A 17,707-nucleotide genomic window follows, 5' to 3' on the forward strand; every position below is an offset into this window, starting at 1 on the left:
GGCCCTCACAGCAGGAAGCCGAGCGCGCTCAGGCTGTCGGTGGAGTTGATCAGGCGCACGACCTTGCGCTCCAGTTTCGCCACACCGTCGGTGAAGCGAATCCGGTGGTTGAGGTCGGCCACGAACGGTGTGTGCACGCCGCGTTTGTAGGCGTACAGCACCTGCGCCGAATTCACTTCAACCAGATCCCCCGCCGCTTCCACCAGACGGAAACGCGAGACCGAGCGAATGGTTTTCGCCGCGTCCACCGCCGACGGCGAGTAGCCCGCAGTCAGGCGTTCGATGCGCAGGTCACGCATGCGCGCATCGTCATAGGCGTAGTTGAGGGTCGCTTCGAAGTCTTCGGTGTCCGGGTCGATCGGCACGATGTACTTGCCGCTTTCGCTCCACAGGGTCGCCCATTCGGCGTAGTTCTTGTGGTCGAGCAGTTCGGCTTCGCGCCAGATGAATTCGATGGCCTGGGCCAACGGGCCGGAAAAACCGTTCAGGGTGTCGTGATTGCTCATTGGCTCATCATCCTTTTCCACATGTCGTAGGCACCGCGCATGCCGCCTTCATCGGTGGCGTGGCTGACCTTGTCGCCGTTTTCAGCGATGATTTCGCGGTTCAAGCCGCGGTTGACCAGGATTGGCGCATCGACGCCGGCGTACGAGCCGCGCTGCACGCGGTCCCAGGCCTCGGCATCGTCGGGGCTGCCGAAACCGAACGGGCCCTGGAAGTGTTCGTGAATACGCATGCGTTCGCGGTTGGCGATTTCCGGGCCACCGTCCATGCCGAGGGCGACGTGGCGGATCTCGGTTTCGGTGACCGATACCGGACGCAGCACGCGGAAGAACGACATCGACATCGCCACGTTCGGGAACAGGTTCAAGTTGAACCCGGCGCCGTGCAGCGAGCGCACGATGCGGCGCACTTGATCCGCCGGCAGGGTTTTCGACAGTTCTTCAGTCACATGCGCAAAGCGCTCTTGCAGCTGTTCGGTGCCGTCGTCGTGATCGAGATCGACGTGTTCCGGCACCATCACCATCACGCTGTGGCCGTTGCCCAACGAATGGGTTACGGCTTGTTCGTCGGTCATGAACGAGAGCATTTCCGAGGTTTCTTCATCCACCGACGACATGAACGACTTGTGCACGATCGGGAAGTGGTAGCCGTCAGTGGTGTTTTCCAGCTGGATCTTCCAGTTGCCCTTGAAGCTGAACTTGTGTTCGCCCTGGGTTTTGATCGGGTAGCCGGCGCCCTGTTTCATGAACAGGTCCATCCAGTGTTTGGCGCCGCCGAGGAAGTCTTCCAGCGGTTCGATCTCGTCGTTGTAACTGGCGAAAACCATACCGGCGTAGCGTTCAACGCGCAGGCTGGTCAGCGGCAGTTCGGACTTTTCCAGAATGCCTTCGTAGCCGTCCGGGTACGGCAGCGCGCGCAGTTTGCCGTCCAGGCCATAGGACCAGCTGTGGTACGGGCAGGTGAAACCGGTGGCGTTGCCTTTGTGTTTTTCGCACACTGTGGCGCCACGGTGCCGGCAACGGTTTTCAAGAACATTGATGTTGTTCTTCTTGTCGCGCACGACAATCACCGGGCGACGGCCGATGGTGGCGGTCTTGAAGTCGCCGCTGTTGCGCACTTCGCTTTCGTGGGCGACCCACACCCAGGTGCGGTAGAAAATCTTTTCCAGCTCGGCTTCGAACAGCGCCGGGTCGTTGTACAGCGAGACGTCGACGCGGTCGTGCTCGACCAGTTCGTCAGGGCTTTTCGACGTAGCGATCAGCCGGTATTCATGAGTGCTCATGCGGTTCTCCTCATGGCTTTTTATGACTTCTTGTTAGGGATCGACCGTTCACCGGTCATGCTCTGTTGCAACTGCGCACCAAAGGCGCAGACCACTTCGTCCTGACCTTTGCGGCCAACAATTTGCAGGCCGACTTTCAGCCCGCCGCAATCCAGTTCCACCGGCACCGTCAGCGCCGGATGGCCGCTGAGGTTGAATGGCCGTACCAGCGGCGTCATGCCGGCCACGGCTTTGCTCGCGCTGCGGGCTTCGACCAGTGTCGGCGGCAAACCCGGCATCGTCGGCAATAGCAGCACTTCAACGTTTTCCAGCGCGGCATCCACCTGCCGGGTGAAGCGCTCACGGACCTTTTCGGCTTCTGCCAGTTCGGCAGCGCTGGTGCGGCTGGCGGCCAGCAGACGCAGTTCGACGTCCGCACCGATCAAGCCTTGACCGGTGAGATGACCGAACGCGGCCCAGTTTTCAAAATTGATCACGGTCAGGCCGGCGGCAAATGCGGCTTCGAATTCACTCAGTTGCACGGTGCTGCGGCGCCAACCGGCACGGTCGGCAGCAGCGCCCAGACACGCTTGCAAATGCGGATCGCAGGCGACATCGAGAAAGCCCACCGAGGCATTGGCCGATGGCAAACCCTGAGCCTGAAAGCCAGGGCAGATCACTTGCATCGCAGCGATCAAATCCGCCATGTCCGCCGCGAAGGGGCCCACGCAATCGAGGCTGGATTCAGCCGGATGCGCACCGACCCGACTGACACGGCCATAGGTCGGTTTCAACCCGGCAATGCCGCAGCACGCTGCCGGTACACGTACCGAACCACCCGTATCGGAGCCGATGGCGATGTCTGCCAGCCCGGCCGCGACGGCTGCCGCCGAACCGCTGGAAGAACCACCGGGCACGCGGTCCGGCGCTTGCGGATTAATCGGAGTGCCGGTCCAGTCGTTGATGCCGGTGACGCCAAACGCCAGCTCGTGCATGTTGGTCTTGCCGACGATTTGCCAGCCTGCCGCGAGGATCGCATCGACCACCTCGGCGTTTTTCAGGGCCGGCAAAGCGCGAGCAAAGGCGCGGCTGCCGGATTGGGTCGGGTGGCCGGCAATGTCGATGGAATCCTTGATCGCGACCCGCTTGCCGCTGCCACCGAGTAGAAATTCGCTGATAAACGTACTCATGCGCCCAGCACCGTGTTGAACAAACGTTGTGTGCGGAAATGCGCGATCAGCCAGACACCGTCGACGCGCTGGAAATCGATGTTCAAGCGCGTGCCGAACAATTCGCTGCGGCCATCGGCATAGGTTGAAATCTGCTGCATGATCCACTGCCCTTGGGCCGTGCTGCCGTCGACCACAATCGACTCGCTGGTGAGGTAATGCAGGTTCAGCGCAAAGTGTTCGGACGGCGGCAAGTAGCTGCCGACAAACGCAGCCACGGCGTCACGTCCGCGATGCTGGCCAAAGGTCTGCACCGTCTGGCTGCCGATGCCTTCCCAGATCGCGTCTTCGCTGAACAATTCAGCCAGTTCACGCACCTGCGTCGGTGCCCTCGGCACATCGCACAGGTCCATGTAGCGCGCCATCAAGCGGCGCACCTGGCTCTCCCCTTCCAGCGTTTCAAGACGCTGCAGCACGGCCTCGTTCATGGTTTAAACCTTGGCTGCATCAGGAATGGTCAGTGGGCGGCCGATGCGCGCTTCGACCTTGGCGTAGCGCCACAGGCTGTATTCGTTCACCGGCGTAGTGCGGAACAGGTTGCAGGCGTCGATCACCGTTTGATGGCAGTCGACGTCGGCCATGATGTAGACGGTCCACGGCGAGGTGGTGGACGGGCCGACCATCAAGCGGTCATCGTCCATCGCGCCCAGCACGGTGATACCCGGCAGGGCGCCGAGCGAGCCCATCATCTGGCTGAAGCCTTTCCACACGCTCAGGCCTTCGCCGGTTGGCAGGTCGAAAAAGTTCTGGGTGATGCCGATGCAAAAGACGACGCGCAGCGGTTCTTGAGTGGTCTGGGACATGGGACTTGATCCTTGAAATAGAGGGTTCAGATGTAGCCAGGGAATGGCGGCACACCGAGGAACACCGAACCGGCGCCGTCGTACAGGCCTTCACTGAGAAATGCGTGCTGGGTGACCACCATCGAATCGCGCAGGTAGCGCTGCAGTGGATGGCGCAGATAAATGGCGGTGGTGCCGGCCAGGCTGTATGCGCTCTGCACCACGGCCGCACCGGCCTGGGACACGTGAATGGCGGACAGGCGCAGCAGGCTGGTTTGCTCTGGCGTGACCGGGTTGCCGGCGAGGATCGAGTTCCACACCTGCTCGGTGGCGTTGTAGAAGAACCCGCGTGCGGCGGCCAGTTGCGCTTCGGCCTTGGCGATTTCAATCCGCACGTAAGCGCGGTCAGCCATCTTCGGCGCGCCTGTGATGCCGCTGCCGGCGGCCATGCTGCTGACTTCGTCGAGGGCGGCGCGGGCCAGACCGAGGTTGACCACGGCCAGCACTTGCGCAGCGTAGGCAATCGAGGGATAGCGGAACAACGGCTCGTCGATGGTGGCAGCACCGCCACGGATGAAGGTCCAGCGCTCATCGACGTGTTTGTCGGTGACGCGCAGGTCGTGGCTACCGGTGCCTTTGAGGCCGACCACGTCCCAGTTCTCGATGATGTCGACCTGATCCGCACGGAACACAGCGGTGCGTGGCTTGCCGCCGGCCGCGCCGATGCCGACACCGAGCAGGTCGGCGCCTTTGCAGCCGCTGGCGAATTTCCAGGTGCCGTTGACCTGCCAGCCGCCATCAACCGCTTCCGCCGGTTGCAACGGGAACAGGCCGCCGGCGAACACCAGATCAGGACTGTCCGCGTAGATTTCAGCGAGGGTTTCTGGCGGCAACGCAGCGAGATAAACACCGGCACTGCCGAAGCTCGCCACCCAGCCGGCGGACCCGTCGGCTTCAGAAATGCGTTCGATCATCTGCAGGAACAGCGCGGGGGCCAGCGCATCGCCGCCGAAGCATTTCGGCGTGGCGGCGCGGTAGATGCCCACTTGCTTGAAGCGCTCGATCATGTCCCGTGGCACATGGGAGCCGGCGTCGAATTCATCGCGACGTTGGCGCACTTCATCCAGCACCCGCTGAAATTCCTGGCAGTGGACGCTGGTGTCGTCGACGCCTGGCAGAGGGTCTTTCTGCGCGGTAGCTGAACGCAGCATGGGCTTCTTCTCCGTTGACTTGTTATTAGACGGAGCCTGCCTCGGGGCGAGGCGACCGTTGATGGGTTCAGTGTAAAAACCGCATCCGCTCGCCACTATTGGTGCGTGTAGCCTCCCTGCTAAAGAAAACCCCTAGGCCCAGGCGGGTTACCTCTGAGCGCATCCCGAAGCGCAAGCCGGTATAAAACGCCATACTTCTACCTCACCCGTAGTGGATCCCTCCGTCGTCAAGGGCTGCGCGATGTACCTGCCAAAACCGAATGACTTCTACACCCTCATCGAAGCCATGCCGTTGTGCATCATTCTTCACGACGCGCAGAGCAAGGAGATCCTGTGGGCCAACGCCGCGGCCCTGGCGGCGCTCGGCTTTACCCTGGAAGAACTGACGCCGCTCAAAGCCCCGGACATGACCCGCAATGAGCCCAAATACCGACGTTCGGTGGGTTTGCGCTGGCTGGAAGGCGCCGCGCGCACGGGTCAGCGCGCCATCGAGTGGTGTTATCGCTCCAAGCAAGGCGTGGAAATTCTCTCCGAGGCGGTGGCGACGCTGGTGCACCTGGAAGGTCGCGATGTACTGATGGTGCAGTTCCGCGACATCTCCAAGGAAGACCGGGTCAAGCGCGACCTCAAGCGCTTCGAAAGTCGCCTCAAGGCTTTTATGCAGGACCTGGCCGAAGGGGTGGCGGTGCTCGGGCCGGACGGTGAGATTCGTTTTATCAGCGACTCCGGTGCGCACTTGCTGCACAGCGAGGAGCCGGCGCTGATCGGTGAAAATTTCCTGACCTGGTGCGACGACGATTCGCGCCAGCGCCTGTTGCAACAGTTGGCCGGCGAGACACCCGAGCACGCGCCCTTCAGCGTCCACTACCACGTGCAGCGACGTGACGGTGAATGGCGCTGGCATGAGGCAACGTGTCGTTTTATTGAAATTGAAGATGATCTGGTCGGGCATCTGCTGCTGTTTCGCGACGTCACCGAACAGGTGCAAGCCGAAGAAGCGCGGCGGGTTAGTGAGCAAAAGCTTGAATACCTGGCGCGCTATAACGCCATGGGCGAAATGGCCGTGGCGATTGCCCATGAGTTGAGTCAACCGTTGGCGGCCACGCGCAACTTCATCGAAGGCGCGGTGATCCGTCTGGGCCATGCTGACACCACCGAGCAAGGCGTGGCCTGGGGTTTGCAGAACGCGGTGCGGCAAATCGAGCATGCGTCGGTGATCATCAAGAGCGTGCGTGAATACGTGGTCAAGCTGGAGCAATCCGAAGAGCTGATCGACCTCAATGAGCTGCTACGCGATTCCCAGTATTTCATCAGCCTGCGTGCCGACCCGAGCCTGATCAAGGTCGAGATCGTCACCAGCCCTGAACCGCTGCTGATCAGTTGCGAGAAGGTGTTGATCGGACAGGTCATCCTGAATCTGGCCTTTAATGCCATTGAAGAGATGAGCGATTTACCGCCGGAACGACGCGTGCTGCGCATTCATGCCAGCGCCGACAACGAGGTTGCGTTGGTGCGCATTGAAGACTGCGGTCGCGGCATCCAGGCCCAGGCGCAAGAGAAACTCTTCGACGGGTTCTTCTCGTCCAAAGTCAGCGGCAACGGCATTGGCCTGGCGTTGTGTAAAAACATCATCGGCCGCCATCGCGGGGATATCTGGGCGCAAAACCTGGAGCCTTGCGGCGCGGTATTTACCTTCTCCCTTCCCCTCGCAAACCCCGCCTGACACCCAAATCCCACGCCGGCCTGTAGCAGCTGCCGAAGGCTGCGTCCGGCTGCGCAGCAGTCGTAAAACCAGAGCGCGCGGTGTGTCAGAGGGACCGTGTCATCAGGGTTTACGACTGCTTCGCAGCCGGACGCAGCCTTCGGCAGCTGCTACAGGTATGCCGCGTTGCAGGCTTCGGCAGCTGCTACAGGTATGCCGCGTTGCAGCCTTCGGCAGCTGCTACAGGTATGCCGCGTTGCAGGCTTCGGCAGAAGCCACAGGTGCGCCGCGTTTGCAGTGCTTTTCGCCGGTTTTCCGCGACTGGCACAGACACACAAACACTTGGCAGCCACAGCAATTCCAGGGGTTTCCCGGCGAGGCAGAATCGAATTGTAAAAATCTGCCCAAGCACCCGCGATCTGCGTGAATAACAATTCAGGGAGTTCCCCTAATGCGAACCAACAGGATCAACGTACAGTCAGCGCTAGGTCTGAGCCTGCTTGTACTCGGCTTGACCAGCGCCCGTGCAGACCTGCCGGCTGACACCATCGGCCAGACCGTTTTGGCGTTTCCGCCAGAAGCTCACCGGGCGTATATCGTCGACGTCGAATTCGACAGTTTCGTGGCTGGCCGCGTCACCGTGGTCGACCCCGACAAAAAACGCATCCTCGGTATGGTGCCGACGGGCTTTGCCGCGCCTTCGACGCTCAGCCGCGACAAGAAAACCCTCTACAGCGCCGACATCTTTTACTCGCGCGGCACCCGCGGCACGCGCACCGATGTGCTGACCGCGTGGGACACGTCGACCCTGGCGCCGGCCTGGGAGCTGTTGATTCCGACCAAGCGGGCCGAATCGCTGACCCAGCGCTTTGGCTTGGGCACCAGCAGCGATGACCGCTTCGTCTACGTCTACAACTTCACGCCGTCGACGTCGGTGACCGTGGTCGACACCCAGACCAAGTCGGTCGCCGGCGAACTGGCGATTCCGGGCTGCGTGCTCAACTACCCGGTCGGCGCTCGTCGCTTCGCTTCGCTGTGCGGCGATGGCAGTTTGCAGGTGATCACGCTGAACGATCAGGGCCAGGAAACCGCGCGCAGCCGCACGCCGTTCTTCGACCCGAATGCTGAAAAGCTCATCGAGCGCGCGGTAAACGTCGGCGATACGTACTACTTCACCACCACGACCGGCACCGTTCGCCCGGTGGATTTCTCGGCCGATGCGCCAAAGATCCTGCCGTCGTGGTCGTTGACCACCGACGCGGAAAAGAAAGCCGGTTGGGCGCCAGGTGGCTGGCAGTTGATGGCCGTGGCGCCGAAGCTCGACCGTTTGTACGTGCTGATGCATGACGCGCACGAACCGATGAAGTGGGAAGACCCGAGCCCGCTGATCTGGGCGTTCGACCTCAAGACCCACAAAAAAGTGGCGACGCTGGAAGCGCCGGCGCCGGTCTGGAGCATGCAAGCCACTGGCGATGACAAGCCGCTGTTGCTGGGCGCCGACGTCGAGGGCGGTTTGCAGATTTTTGATCTGAAGACCAACAAGCTCACCGCCAGCATGCCAAAAGTCGCCAAAACCGCGACTCAGGTCATGAGCTACTAAACGAGGTTCGGCCATGCTTTTAGATCCGATCTTCATCATTGCCTGCGCCCTCACCATTGCGGTGTTGCTGGCCAGTGCCGCGACGCACAAGGTGCGCGCTCCGGCACGCTTTGCCAAACAGTTGGCGGACTACCAACTGCTGCCCGACGCGCTGGTGCGTCCCGTTGCCCGTGTGATCCCGGTGGTAGAACTGGCGATCGCGTTTGCGCTGCTGGTGCCGGTCAGCCGGCATTGGGCAGCGTTGACGGCAGCCAGCCTGATTGCGCTGTACGCCGCCGCCATTGGCATCAACCTGTGGCGCGGTCGCCGCGACATCGACTGCGGCTGTGCCGGTCCGGACCAGGCGCAACCGCTGCGCCCGGTCCTGCTGCTGCGCAACAGCGTGCTGGTGGGGTTGGCGCTGTTGGCCAGCACCCTGCCGATGGCTCGCGACCTTGGTTTTTTTGATGGCTTCGTCACCGTTGCCGCCAGCGCCGTTGCGCTGCTCCTGTACGCCGCAGCCGATGGCTTGCTGGCGAACTCCCCTCTTCTGCTCAAACTGATTGGTAGGTGATCAATGGAAGGCTTAATTGTTTCCAACATTTTGCTCTGGATTCTGCTCGCGGCCGTGGCGTTTGCCGTCATGGGCCTGGTGCGTCAGATTGGTGTCCTGCACGGCCGCCTGGCTCCGGCCGGGGCGCTGATGATGGACAAAGGCGTGGCGGTCAACGAAGCCGCGCCGCAAGTCACCGCGTCCGACCGTAACGGTCGCCCGGTGAACTTCGGTTATGCCGGCGAAAAGAATCAGCTGCTGTTCTTCCTCTCGCCGACCTGCCCGATCTGCAAATCGCTGTTGCCGGCGATCAAGTCCATTGCCAAGGAGCAGGCTGATCGCCTGGACGTGGTGTTTATCAGTGACGGCGACATGGACGCCCAACAAAAGCTGATCCGCGAACACAAACTGGAAGACGCCACCTACGTGGTCGGGCCGGAAGTCGGCATGACCTATCAGATCGGCAAGCTCCCTTACGCCGCCCTGATCGATAAGTCCGGCACCCTGCGCGCCAAAGGCCTGGTCAATTCCCGCGAGCACCTGGACAGCCTGTTCGAAGTCGAGCACCTGAAAAAGTCCACGCTGCAGGAATACCTCAACAGCCAGCCGCACCCACACGACCACAGCCACGGCCATAGCCACTGATTAAGGCAGGGAGATTTTTATGAAACTGCTAGACCTGCTGTTCGAGCGCTCGACACGTCGAGTGGCCGACACCACCTCACGCCGCAAATTGTTGTCGCGCATGGGTTCCTTGATGGTCGCCGGTGCCGCATTGCCGCTGCTGTTGCCGCTGGACCGCACCAGCAAAGCCCTGGCCGCCGATAACCCGAAGGCCGGTGACCCGGGCGATCCCAACAGCTGCGACTACTGGCGCTATTGCTCCATCGACGGTTTCTTGTGCAGCTGCTGCGGCGGGTCGGTGACCTCTTGCCCACCCGGCACCGAAGCCTCGCAAGTGACCTGGATCGGTACCTGCCGCAACCCGGCGGACGGCAAGGACTACATCATTTCGTACAACGACTGCTGCGGTAAGCAAAGCTGCGCCCAGTGCGCCTGCACCCGTAACGACAGTGAAGAACCGGCTTATCGCCCGTTCAACAACAACGATGTGAACTGGTGCCTGGCCGCCAAATCGCACATCTACCACTGCACCGTTTCGATCATCCGTGGCGTCGCCGTTTAACGCGCATTGCCGTCGGTTGCTCACGCAATCGACGGCTTTTTTTGTGCCCAACGCAATCCCTGTAGCAGCTGGCGAAGCCTGCGTCGGCCGGTCCGCGCTCGGGCAAAGCAGTCGTAAACCCTGTGAACAAGGTCTTCCTGAAAAACCGTGTGCGCTGATTTTACGGCTGCTGCGCCCGAGCGCGGACCGGCCGACGCAGGCTTCGCCAGCTGCTACATAAACGTGTGTTTTACCGTAGAGGTGCTTGTCATGCGTAAGTTGCTCTTTCTCGGTCTGGTCTGCGTCATGAGCGCCCCGCTCGCCTATGCCCGTGCCATTCCCGACCCGGCGCAGCGACATGCGCCGGGCAACGAAGCACCGCAAAAACCCATCGCCGAGGCCGGCTACGGCGTTGGCGTGAATTACCAGCTGCAATGCGCTGGTTGCCACTTGGGCAACGGCATGGGCTCGGCCGCCAATGACACGCCTCGGCTCACCGGATTTGTCGGCAACTTTCTGAAGGTGCCGGGGGGCCGAGAGTTTCTGGTGCGTGTGCCCGGCATGTCGCAATCGGCACTGAACAATGCGCAGTTGGCCGATCTACTCAACTGGTTGATGCGCGAAGACGGCCTGGCGGGCAAAAGCACGCCAGCAAACTACCAGCCTTACAGCGCGGAGGAAGTTGCGGAGTTACGCCACAAAGCCATGCTGAACCTGCCGGGCACACGGGCAGAGTTGATCAAGGAAATGCGCGCGCAAGGGATCGCGATCGAAGATGGAATGAGCAATTGAGTCGCCCGACCGCCACCCCCCCTATTGAGGCCATTTACGCCATTTTAGACGCTTTAATTGCTATCACTCATTCAGCGGCCAACCGTCTTCTAGACTCATCGAATCAGGCGGAGCCCCGCTCCATACGCCATCCCCTATGTTGATGAAAAACAAGGAAAGCTAACCTTGAAGGCTTCAACAGTGTGCCTTGCGTTCAGCGTGCTCTTTTCGGCCATGGTTTCTGCCAACGGGGTCATTCCTGTCATCGATCTCGATTTCACAAGGTCAGCTGACCAAACGCTGAAAAAACTGAACATCAACGACGCTTGCATTATTGCGGCGGCGACTCCCATGACGTTCACCTACTGCCGGGAAGGCTCGTTAACACTCTGGAAGTATCAGGCGCTGGACATGGAACAACAGCCGATCATCCACACTGGCGCCCAGCAGTCCCCAATGGCCTTAGGGCGAATCAGCGTTGTGGAAGTCGAGAGTGCTGCCTGCCTTCACGAATACCAGTCAGACCTCAAACCGGTTGTCACTCGCCGGATTGTCTTGAGCCTGATCGCTCTGTTTCTGCTGATCAGTTCGCGATACGCCTACAAGGTCATCGCCCAACGCCGCTCCCAACAGTCGGCGTATTCAGAGCCCTTCTGGCAACAATCGACCGAGTCCGAGCCCGCGCACCATGCCATTGAAAAAGCAGTGGGAGCCTTTGCCATCGCTGCGGTGCTGGCACTCGTTTATGGTTGCTGCAGCGTCATTTAACCGGCCCTGGCTCCCGCGCCACCGGCATGTGTCCTATCCTTGCATCAAACCCATCGATGCGAACAATGAAATGCCCGATCCCGAATCCACCCTCCTCCAGAGTTGGCACCACAACGCCCGCGCCTGGATCGAAGCCATTCGCAGCGGCACCCTCGCAAGCCGCGTTCAGGTCACCGACCAGGCCATGGTGCTGGCGGTTCTGGGCCGCCAGCCCGAACGCGTGCTCGACCTGGGCTGTGGCGAGGGCTGGTTGTTGCGGGCGCTGACTGAACGAGGCATCACCGCGGTCGGCGTGGATGGCGATGCGACGCTGGTGGAGGCCGCGCGGGCGGCGAGCGCTTCGCCAGTGTATTTGGCGAGCTATGCAGATCTGGTGGAGGCGAAGGTGGACGTCGGCCGCGACTACGATCTGATCTGCGCCAACTTCGCCCTGCTGCATCAGGACATCATTGCGCTGCTTGCCGCCATGAACGCACTGCTCGCCCCCGGCGGCGCGCTGGTGATCCAGACGTTGCATCCATGGAGCGTCGCGGCGGGCGACTATCAGGATGGCTGGCGCGAAGAAACCTTTGCCGGGTTCAACGGGCAATGGCAACCCATGCCGTGGTATTTGCGGACCTTGTCYAGTTGGTTCAATGCATTGGACATGGCCGGTTTTTGCCTCGCCGCGCTGCAAGAGCCGCAGCACCCGCAAAGTCCTGTGCCTCAATCGTTGCTGTTGGTGGCCGAGAAACGCAGTGACCACAATAAATGATTCCGGGACGACAACGACTAAGCTTTAGCGACTGAACCTCGCCTCTCAAGGAGACGTCCATGAGCGCCGCGCCCCTGTCCGAACTCGATGCAGCCCTGCCCTGCCTGGCGCGCAAGATCCGCGTGCTGGATGCGCTGTCCTGGCCGGATGGCGTCGAGGAAAGCTTCCTGGCGCATTGGCGCGGCGGACGGGCAAAACTGCCCACCGTCGAATTGCACCCGCGCGACCACAGCACCGACATTGCTGCCCTGGAAGATTTTGTCAGCCGTTGCGACCTGGGGCATCCGGCCGGGAATCACCTGGCCATGACCGCGCAAAGCTATGCCACGGCCGGCCGCCTGTTGGGCGCCATAGGCACCCCCGCGTTTACTCAGTATTCATCAGCGCTGTACCGGCGGCCGGATTTCTACTACCCACGCCTGAACCTGAGCATGCTCGACGCGGCCCGCTTTTTCCTCAAGACCACTGACGCCCTGCTGGGCAATGCCCGAATTCCAGCGAGCCAGGCCGACATCCCGGCCGAGGCTTTCGCCGCCTGGATGCAGCCGGAACTGGACCGGTTTTTCGGCCCGGGCCGGATCACGGTGGTGCTCGATTCGAGTCTGGCCGCCAAGGCCATCGCCGGCTCAAGCCGCATCCGCCTGCGTACCAGTGCTCTGTTTAGCGAATTGGACAAGCATCAGCTTTTGCAGCATGAGGCCTTCGTGCATGTCGCCACGGCCCAAAACGGCGCGCGCCAACCCAACCTTCGAAGCCTGGGCCTGGGAGCACCACGTACAACCCAGACTCAAGAGGGCATCGCCACGCTGGCCGAACTGTTCACCGGCAGCATGGACATCAACCGCTTGCGTCGCCTCGCCCTGCGCGTGCTCGCGGTTCAGCAAGCGCTGGATGGCGCCGATTTTATCCAGGTATTCGAAGGTTTTCTGGCGGCCGGGCAATCCCAAGAGGAGTCTTTCCGTTCCACCCAACGGATTTTTCGGGGCGCCAACCTGCAGGGCGGCTCGGCGTTTACCAAGGATGCCGCTTACTTGACCGGATTGATCGGGGTCCACACGCTGTTGCGCATTGCCATCCGCGACAACCGTCCGGAACTGGTGAGCCACTTGTTTGCGGGGCGCCTCACTCTGGGTGACACCGTGCGTCTGGCGCCACTGTTCGAATCAGGCTGGCTTCAGGGCCCCACCCATCTTCCGGCCTGGGCCAGCGACCTGCGCCTGCTCGCCGCCAACCTGGCCTTCTCGGCGTTTATCTCCCGAATCAAGCTGGATGTGCTCGATCTGGAAGTGCTCATGGCCTTTGCAGACGAGCACGAAGTCAACGCCAGCGCCCAGTGATCGCGGTAGCTACAGACCTGGTCGGCATTCAATGGCCGGCAGGATCAACCTTCTCAGCCCCCCAGCGATGCTCGGGGGCATGATCCAGATTATTAATATTTGATGTCACGCGCAGTGTCGCGCGTGTCCTGCTTGGTGTCGCGCTTGTCCTGGCGGCAATCAGGACGACTCTTTTCATCGCCAGACTTGCAGGCTTGCTTGGTTTCCCGGGCAGTGTCGCGCCCTTCCTGCTTGGTGTCGCGCGAATCCCGGCGCTGGTCAGCCTGGTCGGTCGCATAGGCCAGCGTCGGCGCCCAGCAACTGCCCGCAGCAATGGCCAGCGTGACCAACACAGGCAAATAACGTTTGCGAATCATGATGTTCCTCCTTCCAGAGTCATCGATCCCGTTGTGCCCCAATCACTCATCGCACRGGGCGGACGGGAGCTGTTGTAGCGTGCAAACAAAAACACTCCTCACAGGGTGGAATTTAACGATAGACGACGTAGGCGGCCCTACAAGGAAGCGGGTTTCCGCTGGTCGGTGAGCGCAGGAATAACTGTCAGAAGTACCCGCTGTAACAACCACCTCATTTCTACAGGCGCCGGTTTTACCAGCTGCTACGCTTCAAACAAATAGCCTTTTAGCGCTTTCCTGGACACCGGTGCACGCGCGCTCTGTGGGCTGATGGAACAGTCGCATTACCAGATCCTGTGCCCGCGCAAGTTTGACTTCGTTGAGCAAAGGAGTGGACATGCCCCCCCGCAAAAGCAGGCCTGCCAGCAGCCTGACAAGGCCATCGGAAAACACAGGTGACGAGTCAATCTTTCTCTCGCGCAAGGAGCGTCTGTACGCGGGTGAGCAATTACGCGAGCGTCTGCCACATGCGGTTCACTCCGTCTGGAAACCACCGAGCAAACACCGCGACCCCATAGAGCTTCTCGAAGAGTCCAACCGCTATCGAATGCCCAACCTGGTGCCACTGCGCTACGGGCGCATGTTGCGCAGTCCCTTCACCTTTTTGCGCGGTTCTGCAGGTTTGATGGCCCATGACCTGGCCACGATCCCGACCACTGGAATTGAGGTTCAGGCCTGCGGGGATTGCCACCTGATGAACTTCGGGTTGTTCGCGACACCCGAGCGCAATCTGATTTTTGACATCAACGATTTCGACGAAACACTCCCCGGCCCCTGGGAGTGGGATGTGAAACGCCTGGCGATCAGTTTTGCCGTGGCCGCACGCGATAACCGACTCAGCGATAAAGACGCTCGGGCCATTGCTGCCAAATGCGTTTGTGCCTACCGCGAAGGCCTGCGCAAATTTTCGAAAATGGGCCCGCTGGAGGTCTGGTATGACTGCCTGGATGCCCAAGCGATCATCGATATGGCGCCCAATGCTGAAATAAAGAAAACTCGTGAGCAAGTGGTCGCCAAGGCCAAGACGCGTCTTGGCGATTACCTTTTTCCAAAAATCAGCAGCGAAGTGGGTGGGCGTCGACGGCTGATCGATCAACCGCCCTTACTGTTCCATGTGTATGAAAAAGGCTTCAACCAGCGCGTCCGTTTGGCACTGCTGGATTATCGCTTGTCACTGCCCCATGAACGACGCGTGCTTTTCGATCGTTACCGCCTCGAGGACATTGCAGTCAAAGCGGTCGGGATCGGCAGCGTCGGCACCTATTGTTTCGTCGGCCTGTTCTTTTCCGCGGAAAACCACCCGTTGCTCCTGCAATTCAAGGAAGCCTGCCCCTCGGTACTGGCGCCCTATGCCGGCAAGAGCGAGTACGAGAACCAAGGGCAACGCGTGGTCACGGGGCAACGGTTGATGCAGTCTTCCAGCGACATTTTTCTGGGCTGGACACGCGGTAAAAACGATCGGCATTTTTTTGTACGCCAGTTACGAGACATGAAAATGTCAGCGCCCATTGAAGGCATGTCCGCCGCACGGATGAAAATGTATGCCGAGTGGTGCGGTCATACCCTGGCGCGTGCCCACGCCAAATCCGGGGATGCGGCACTGATCAGTGGTTACTTGGGCAAGTCGGACTCCTTCGACCAGGTCATCGGCAAATTTGCCATCGCCTATGCCAATCAGAATGCGAAAGATCATGCCGCGCTTATCGCCGCAGAAAAATCAGGGCGGATTAATGCACTTCGAGAAGAGGAGTGATGAAGCAGATCCGTTGCGTTGTTTTACCTCGTGCGCTTGAGTTGCCGACGCGTCCAGTCCATATCGCAAGGTGTGTAACGTTATGCACTCGGTGCGCGCCACGGGAGTCTGGCCCAATACCTTAAGCTGATATCATTCAAACATTTACGAGCCGAGTTGAAAAAGATGAACCGCCAGAAAAAAATAAAGCAGTTATTGAAGGCCCACGCCAAAAAGGCCAGCGCCAAACTGGCACCACGAAACACCTCTAAATACATCAGTAAAGCGGACCGATTGAAGCTTGCGGCTGAGTCCGGTCAAGACGTCATCATTTCCTCTGAGAGCGGCTCTCAAGGCTGATATCGGCCCCTCACGGGAGCTGTAAAAACGTTCTTTTTTACCCACCAGGGTTTGTTTGCAGCCGGTGGTGATGGACTGAAACCGGCCATTTGCATTCGGTCGGAGGTGGCTCAGGCAAATCGAGAGTCACTTCATCTGATTCGATGGATAAAGACCGGCAAGCCGCGCAATCACAACACCAACGTAAAAGACGCCTGAAAACTCTTCGACCATCACAAGTGAGCGGGCGTGGTTAGTCAACGGGATAACATCACCGTAACCGGTGGTTGTGAGCGTCGTGAGGCTAAAATAAATCAGCTTGAAGAAAGTGCCGGGCTGTACGAAATCGAGGTGACCAGGGCCGAATGAGCCAGCGTTGGATATCTCGACCAGGGCATAAACGAAGGACCAAACGAAGGCCAGCATGATGTACCCCGCAAGCGCGCCATGCAGTTTGTCGGCTGTAATTGGCCCGCGCTTGAGAATATAGCTAAGCACTGCGCTAAACGAGACGGCAAGAGAMGCCGCATAAGATATTCCGGCGAGGTTAAGAATGGCGATGCTCTCAGCCCACAAAGCGGCCCATTGAAGGCCAACCCCAAGCAATGCCAGGCCCAGTTTGAGGATGAACCCTTGCCGAGTCTGCCTGGTGGCGAAAGCACCCACGAGCAGCACGATGGAAAACAGAATGCCGAGCAACGTGCGAGCAAACGTGCCCTCCTCAAGAAAGGGAAACACAAGGATCAACCCTAGTAAGAGCAGCAATAGATAGGTGCAGGGCCCTAGCCCTATAACCATCTGAGCTAAATCCTCCTCAGGTTCGGTTTTATCTTGCGGACTTGTCATACCGGTTTCCCAGAGGCTGAAATAGCGCTCGTGTCCTGACGTTGTACCGTTGAAACAGGACCTGATTTTAGAATCTGGTTTTAGAATAGTCGGCAGTGAAACTCTAGTCGCGAATGCATAGGAGAGGATTCAGCCTGACAGACAACTCTGAGTCGTTTTCTGTCCTTCGCGACGGGCAAAAAACGGCCAAAGGCGGACACGTCGGCCTGGTTTGCGTCAGAAAATAATTCGAGATTATTAGAATGCCGGTTGAGTGCAAAAGGTGCGGTCAAGGTTCAGTCCAAGCTATGCGTATCCGTTCTACGAATATCTTGCTGTGGGTCTGCGAGGAGTGTGAAGCGACATGGAAAAGCCAAGAGGAAGTCAACGTCGGTAAGTTTGAAGACTACGGAACGCTAATGAGGGGAATCGGGCGCAGCATTTTGTGGTCGGAGCTAGTGCCCCAGTAAAAAGCGCGCAACATTCGCTTTATACTTTCTGCGAACCGTCCGCTTGGGGTCGTTTTCTGCCCCTCGTGACAGGCAGAAAACGGCCGATTCTGTTGAAAAAGTAGCTCCCATGTCTGGGCTGCGGCAAAATTGCTGCATTGGCCGGCGGGGGATCACACAGCATGATGGGACAGTTATCGAGTGGGCAGGAGCGACTGTTTTACTCGTTCAACCTTGAAGATCACATCCCAGCCAATCACCTTCTGCGCAGCATTGATCGGTGTCTCGATCTGAGTGATTTGCGCCATCACCTCGCCGACTTCTACAGCCCGATTGGGCGCCCGTCGATTG

Annotated in this window: 20 protein-coding genes; 12 read left to right on the forward strand and 8 right to left on the reverse strand. The window is 59.8% G+C overall.

What is annotated here, in order from left to right:
- Positions 1 to 5: 5 nt before the first annotated feature.
- The 6 genes from AC1D2P_RS22435 to AC1D2P_RS22460 are packed head-to-tail and all read right to left on the reverse strand — an operon-like array spanning position 6 to position 4,987.
- Complete coding sequence (locus tag AC1D2P_RS22435; protein WP_046032709.1) at positions 6 to 506, reverse strand: aromatic-ring-hydroxylating dioxygenase subunit beta; 501 nt, start codon at positions 504 to 506, stop codon at positions 6 to 8.
- Positions 503 to 1,786 carry an aromatic ring-hydroxylating oxygenase subunit alpha gene (locus AC1D2P_RS22440; RefSeq protein WP_046032708.1) on the reverse strand — a complete coding sequence of 428 codons (1,284 nt, stop codon included), beginning with the start codon at positions 1,784 to 1,786 and terminating at the stop codon, positions 503 to 505. The genes AC1D2P_RS22435 and AC1D2P_RS22440 overlap by 4 nt, the downstream gene beginning before the upstream one ends.
- A 20-nt stretch (positions 1,787 to 1,806) precedes the next feature.
- Positions 1,807 to 2,955 carry an amidase gene (locus tag AC1D2P_RS22445; protein ID WP_223522647.1) on the reverse strand — a complete coding sequence of 383 codons (1,149 nt, stop codon included), beginning with the start codon at positions 2,953 to 2,955 and terminating at the stop codon, positions 1,807 to 1,809.
- On the reverse strand, positions 2,952 to 3,422 hold the full coding sequence (locus AC1D2P_RS22450) for a nuclear transport factor 2 family protein (RefSeq protein WP_046032706.1): 471 nt from the start codon (positions 3,420 to 3,422) through the stop codon (positions 2,952 to 2,954). Before AC1D2P_RS22450 ends, AC1D2P_RS22445 begins: the two co-directional genes overlap by 4 nt.
- Positions 3,423 to 3,425: 3 nt before the next feature.
- Positions 3,426 to 3,797: a hypothetical protein gene (locus tag AC1D2P_RS22455; protein WP_046032705.1), complete on the reverse strand. Its 372-nt coding sequence runs from the start codon at positions 3,795 to 3,797 to the stop codon at positions 3,426 to 3,428.
- 26 nt (positions 3,798 to 3,823) lie between these two features.
- A complete protein-coding gene (locus AC1D2P_RS22460; RefSeq protein ID WP_046032704.1) occupies positions 3,824 to 4,987 on the reverse strand; it encodes an acyl-CoA dehydrogenase family protein in 1,164 nt (387 codons plus the stop codon).
- A 241-nt stretch (positions 4,988 to 5,228) separates the two neighbouring features.
- On the opposite strand from AC1D2P_RS22460, the gene AC1D2P_RS22465 reads away from it, so the two are divergent.
- The 9 genes from AC1D2P_RS22465 to AC1D2P_RS22505 all read left to right on the forward strand — a co-directional run bounded on the left by AC1D2P_RS22465 (position 5,229) and on the right by AC1D2P_RS22505 (position 13,616).
- Positions 5,229 to 6,710 (forward strand): sensor histidine kinase, encoded by a 1,482-nt coding sequence (locus AC1D2P_RS22465; protein WP_046032703.1) that lies wholly within the window; start codon positions 5,229 to 5,231, stop codon positions 6,708 to 6,710.
- Positions 6,711 to 7,140: 430 nt separating this feature from the next.
- Positions 7,141 to 8,289, forward strand: a complete 1,149-nt coding sequence (locus AC1D2P_RS22470) for an amine dehydrogenase large subunit (protein WP_109787257.1) — start codon at positions 7,141 to 7,143, stop codon at positions 8,287 to 8,289.
- 13 nt (positions 8,290 to 8,302) lie between these two features.
- Positions 8,303 to 8,842: a MauE/DoxX family redox-associated membrane protein gene (locus AC1D2P_RS22475; RefSeq protein ID WP_077431730.1), complete on the forward strand. Its 540-nt coding sequence runs from the start codon at positions 8,303 to 8,305 to the stop codon at positions 8,840 to 8,842.
- Between the two features lie 3 nt (positions 8,843 to 8,845).
- On the forward strand, positions 8,846 to 9,466 hold the full coding sequence (mauD, locus tag AC1D2P_RS22480) for a methylamine dehydrogenase accessory protein MauD (protein WP_477758521.1): 621 nt from the start codon (positions 8,846 to 8,848) through the stop codon (positions 9,464 to 9,466).
- 19 nt (positions 9,467 to 9,485) lie between these two features.
- Positions 9,486 to 10,007: a methylamine dehydrogenase light chain gene (locus AC1D2P_RS22485; protein WP_218436500.1), complete on the forward strand. Its 522-nt coding sequence runs from the start codon at positions 9,486 to 9,488 to the stop codon at positions 10,005 to 10,007.
- 249 nt (positions 10,008 to 10,256) lie between these two features.
- Positions 10,257 to 10,778, forward strand: coding sequence for a hypothetical protein (locus AC1D2P_RS22490; protein ID WP_046032698.1), 522 nt, complete (start codon positions 10,257 to 10,259; stop codon positions 10,776 to 10,778).
- 165 nt (positions 10,779 to 10,943) lie between these two features.
- Positions 10,944 to 11,525: a hypothetical protein gene (locus AC1D2P_RS22495; protein ID WP_046032697.1), complete on the forward strand. Its 582-nt coding sequence runs from the start codon at positions 10,944 to 10,946 to the stop codon at positions 11,523 to 11,525.
- A 70-nt stretch (positions 11,526 to 11,595) separates the two neighbouring features.
- On the forward strand, positions 11,596 to 12,279 hold the full coding sequence (locus tag AC1D2P_RS22500; protein WP_046032696.1) for a class I SAM-dependent methyltransferase: 684 nt from the start codon (positions 11,596 to 11,598) through the stop codon (positions 12,277 to 12,279).
- Between the two features lie 59 nt (positions 12,280 to 12,338).
- Positions 12,339 to 13,616, forward strand: coding sequence for a flavohemoglobin expression-modulating QEGLA motif protein (locus tag AC1D2P_RS22505; RefSeq protein WP_477758522.1), 1,278 nt, complete (start codon positions 12,339 to 12,341; stop codon positions 13,614 to 13,616).
- Positions 13,617 to 13,708: 92 nt separating this feature from the next.
- On the opposite strand, the gene AC1D2P_RS22510 is transcribed toward AC1D2P_RS22505, so the two are convergent.
- Positions 13,709 to 13,972 (reverse strand): hypothetical protein, encoded by a 264-nt coding sequence (locus AC1D2P_RS22510; RefSeq protein WP_046032694.1) that lies wholly within the window; start codon positions 13,970 to 13,972, stop codon positions 13,709 to 13,711.
- A gap of 376 nt (positions 13,973 to 14,348) precedes the next feature.
- Between AC1D2P_RS22510 and AC1D2P_RS22515 the strand changes: the two genes are divergently transcribed.
- Positions 14,349 to 15,764: a DUF2252 domain-containing protein gene (locus AC1D2P_RS22515; RefSeq protein ID WP_477758523.1), complete on the forward strand. Its 1,416-nt coding sequence runs from the start codon at positions 14,349 to 14,351 to the stop codon at positions 15,762 to 15,764.
- Between the two features lie 165 nt (positions 15,765 to 15,929).
- Positions 15,930 to 16,103: a DUF2986 domain-containing protein gene (locus tag AC1D2P_RS22520; protein WP_077431725.1), complete on the forward strand. Its 174-nt coding sequence runs from the start codon at positions 15,930 to 15,932 to the stop codon at positions 16,101 to 16,103.
- Positions 16,104 to 16,229: 126 nt separating this feature from the next.
- Here AC1D2P_RS22520 and AC1D2P_RS22525 read toward each other — a convergent pair whose 3' ends face one another.
- A complete protein-coding gene (locus tag AC1D2P_RS22525) occupies positions 16,230 to 16,928 on the reverse strand; it encodes an ion channel (protein WP_046032693.1) in 699 nt (232 codons plus the stop codon).
- Between the two features lie 610 nt (positions 16,929 to 17,538).
- Here AC1D2P_RS22525 and AC1D2P_RS22530 point away from each other — a divergent pair.
- The coding region (locus tag AC1D2P_RS22530; protein WP_477811600.1) for a transposase at positions 17,539 to 17,707 on the forward strand (169 nt) is incomplete at its 3' end.

The organism is Pseudomonas sp. P1_F1_2 (genome assembly GCF_056405815.1).

Excerpts from the sequence above, each read along its gene's own strand:
- AC1D2P_RS22435 (WP_046032709.1), bottom strand. The coding sequence starts at position 506 with ATGAGCAATCACGACACCCTGAACGGTTTTTCCGGCCCGTTGGCCCAG.
- AC1D2P_RS22440 (WP_046032708.1), bottom strand. The coding sequence starts at position 1,786 with ATGAGCACTCATGAATACCGGCTGATCGCTACGTCGAAAAGCCCTGAC.
- AC1D2P_RS22445 (WP_223522647.1), bottom strand. The coding sequence starts at position 2,955 with ATGAGTACGTTTATCAGCGAATTTCTACTCGGTGGCAGCGGCAAGCGG.
- AC1D2P_RS22450 (WP_046032706.1), bottom strand. The coding sequence starts at position 3,422 with ATGAACGAGGCCGTGCTGCAGCGTCTTGAAACGCTGGAAGGGGAGAGC.
- AC1D2P_RS22455 (WP_046032705.1), bottom strand. The coding sequence starts at position 3,797 with ATGTCCCAGACCACTCAAGAACCGCTGCGCGTCGTCTTTTGCATCGGC.
- AC1D2P_RS22460 (WP_046032704.1), bottom strand. The coding sequence starts at position 4,987 with ATGCTGCGTTCAGCTACCGCGCAGAAAGACCCTCTGCCAGGCGTCGAC.
- AC1D2P_RS22465 (WP_046032703.1), top strand. The coding sequence starts at position 5,229 with ATGTACCTGCCAAAACCGAATGACTTCTACACCCTCATCGAAGCCATG.
- AC1D2P_RS22470 (WP_109787257.1), top strand. The coding sequence starts at position 7,141 with ATGCGAACCAACAGGATCAACGTACAGTCAGCGCTAGGTCTGAGCCTG.
- AC1D2P_RS22475 (WP_077431730.1), top strand. The coding sequence starts at position 8,303 with ATGCTTTTAGATCCGATCTTCATCATTGCCTGCGCCCTCACCATTGCG.
- mauD (WP_477758521.1), top strand. The coding sequence starts at position 8,846 with ATGGAAGGCTTAATTGTTTCCAACATTTTGCTCTGGATTCTGCTCGCG.
- AC1D2P_RS22485 (WP_218436500.1), top strand. The coding sequence starts at position 9,486 with ATGAAACTGCTAGACCTGCTGTTCGAGCGCTCGACACGTCGAGTGGCC.
- AC1D2P_RS22490 (WP_046032698.1), top strand. The coding sequence starts at position 10,257 with ATGCGTAAGTTGCTCTTTCTCGGTCTGGTCTGCGTCATGAGCGCCCCG.
- AC1D2P_RS22505 (WP_477758522.1), top strand. The coding sequence starts at position 12,339 with ATGAGCGCCGCGCCCCTGTCCGAACTCGATGCAGCCCTGCCCTGCCTG.
- AC1D2P_RS22510 (WP_046032694.1), bottom strand. The coding sequence starts at position 13,972 with ATGATTCGCAAACGTTATTTGCCTGTGTTGGTCACGCTGGCCATTGCT.
- AC1D2P_RS22515 (WP_477758523.1), top strand. The coding sequence starts at position 14,349 with ATGCCCCCCCGCAAAAGCAGGCCTGCCAGCAGCCTGACAAGGCCATCG.
- AC1D2P_RS22520 (WP_077431725.1), top strand. The coding sequence starts at position 15,930 with ATGAACCGCCAGAAAAAAATAAAGCAGTTATTGAAGGCCCACGCCAAA.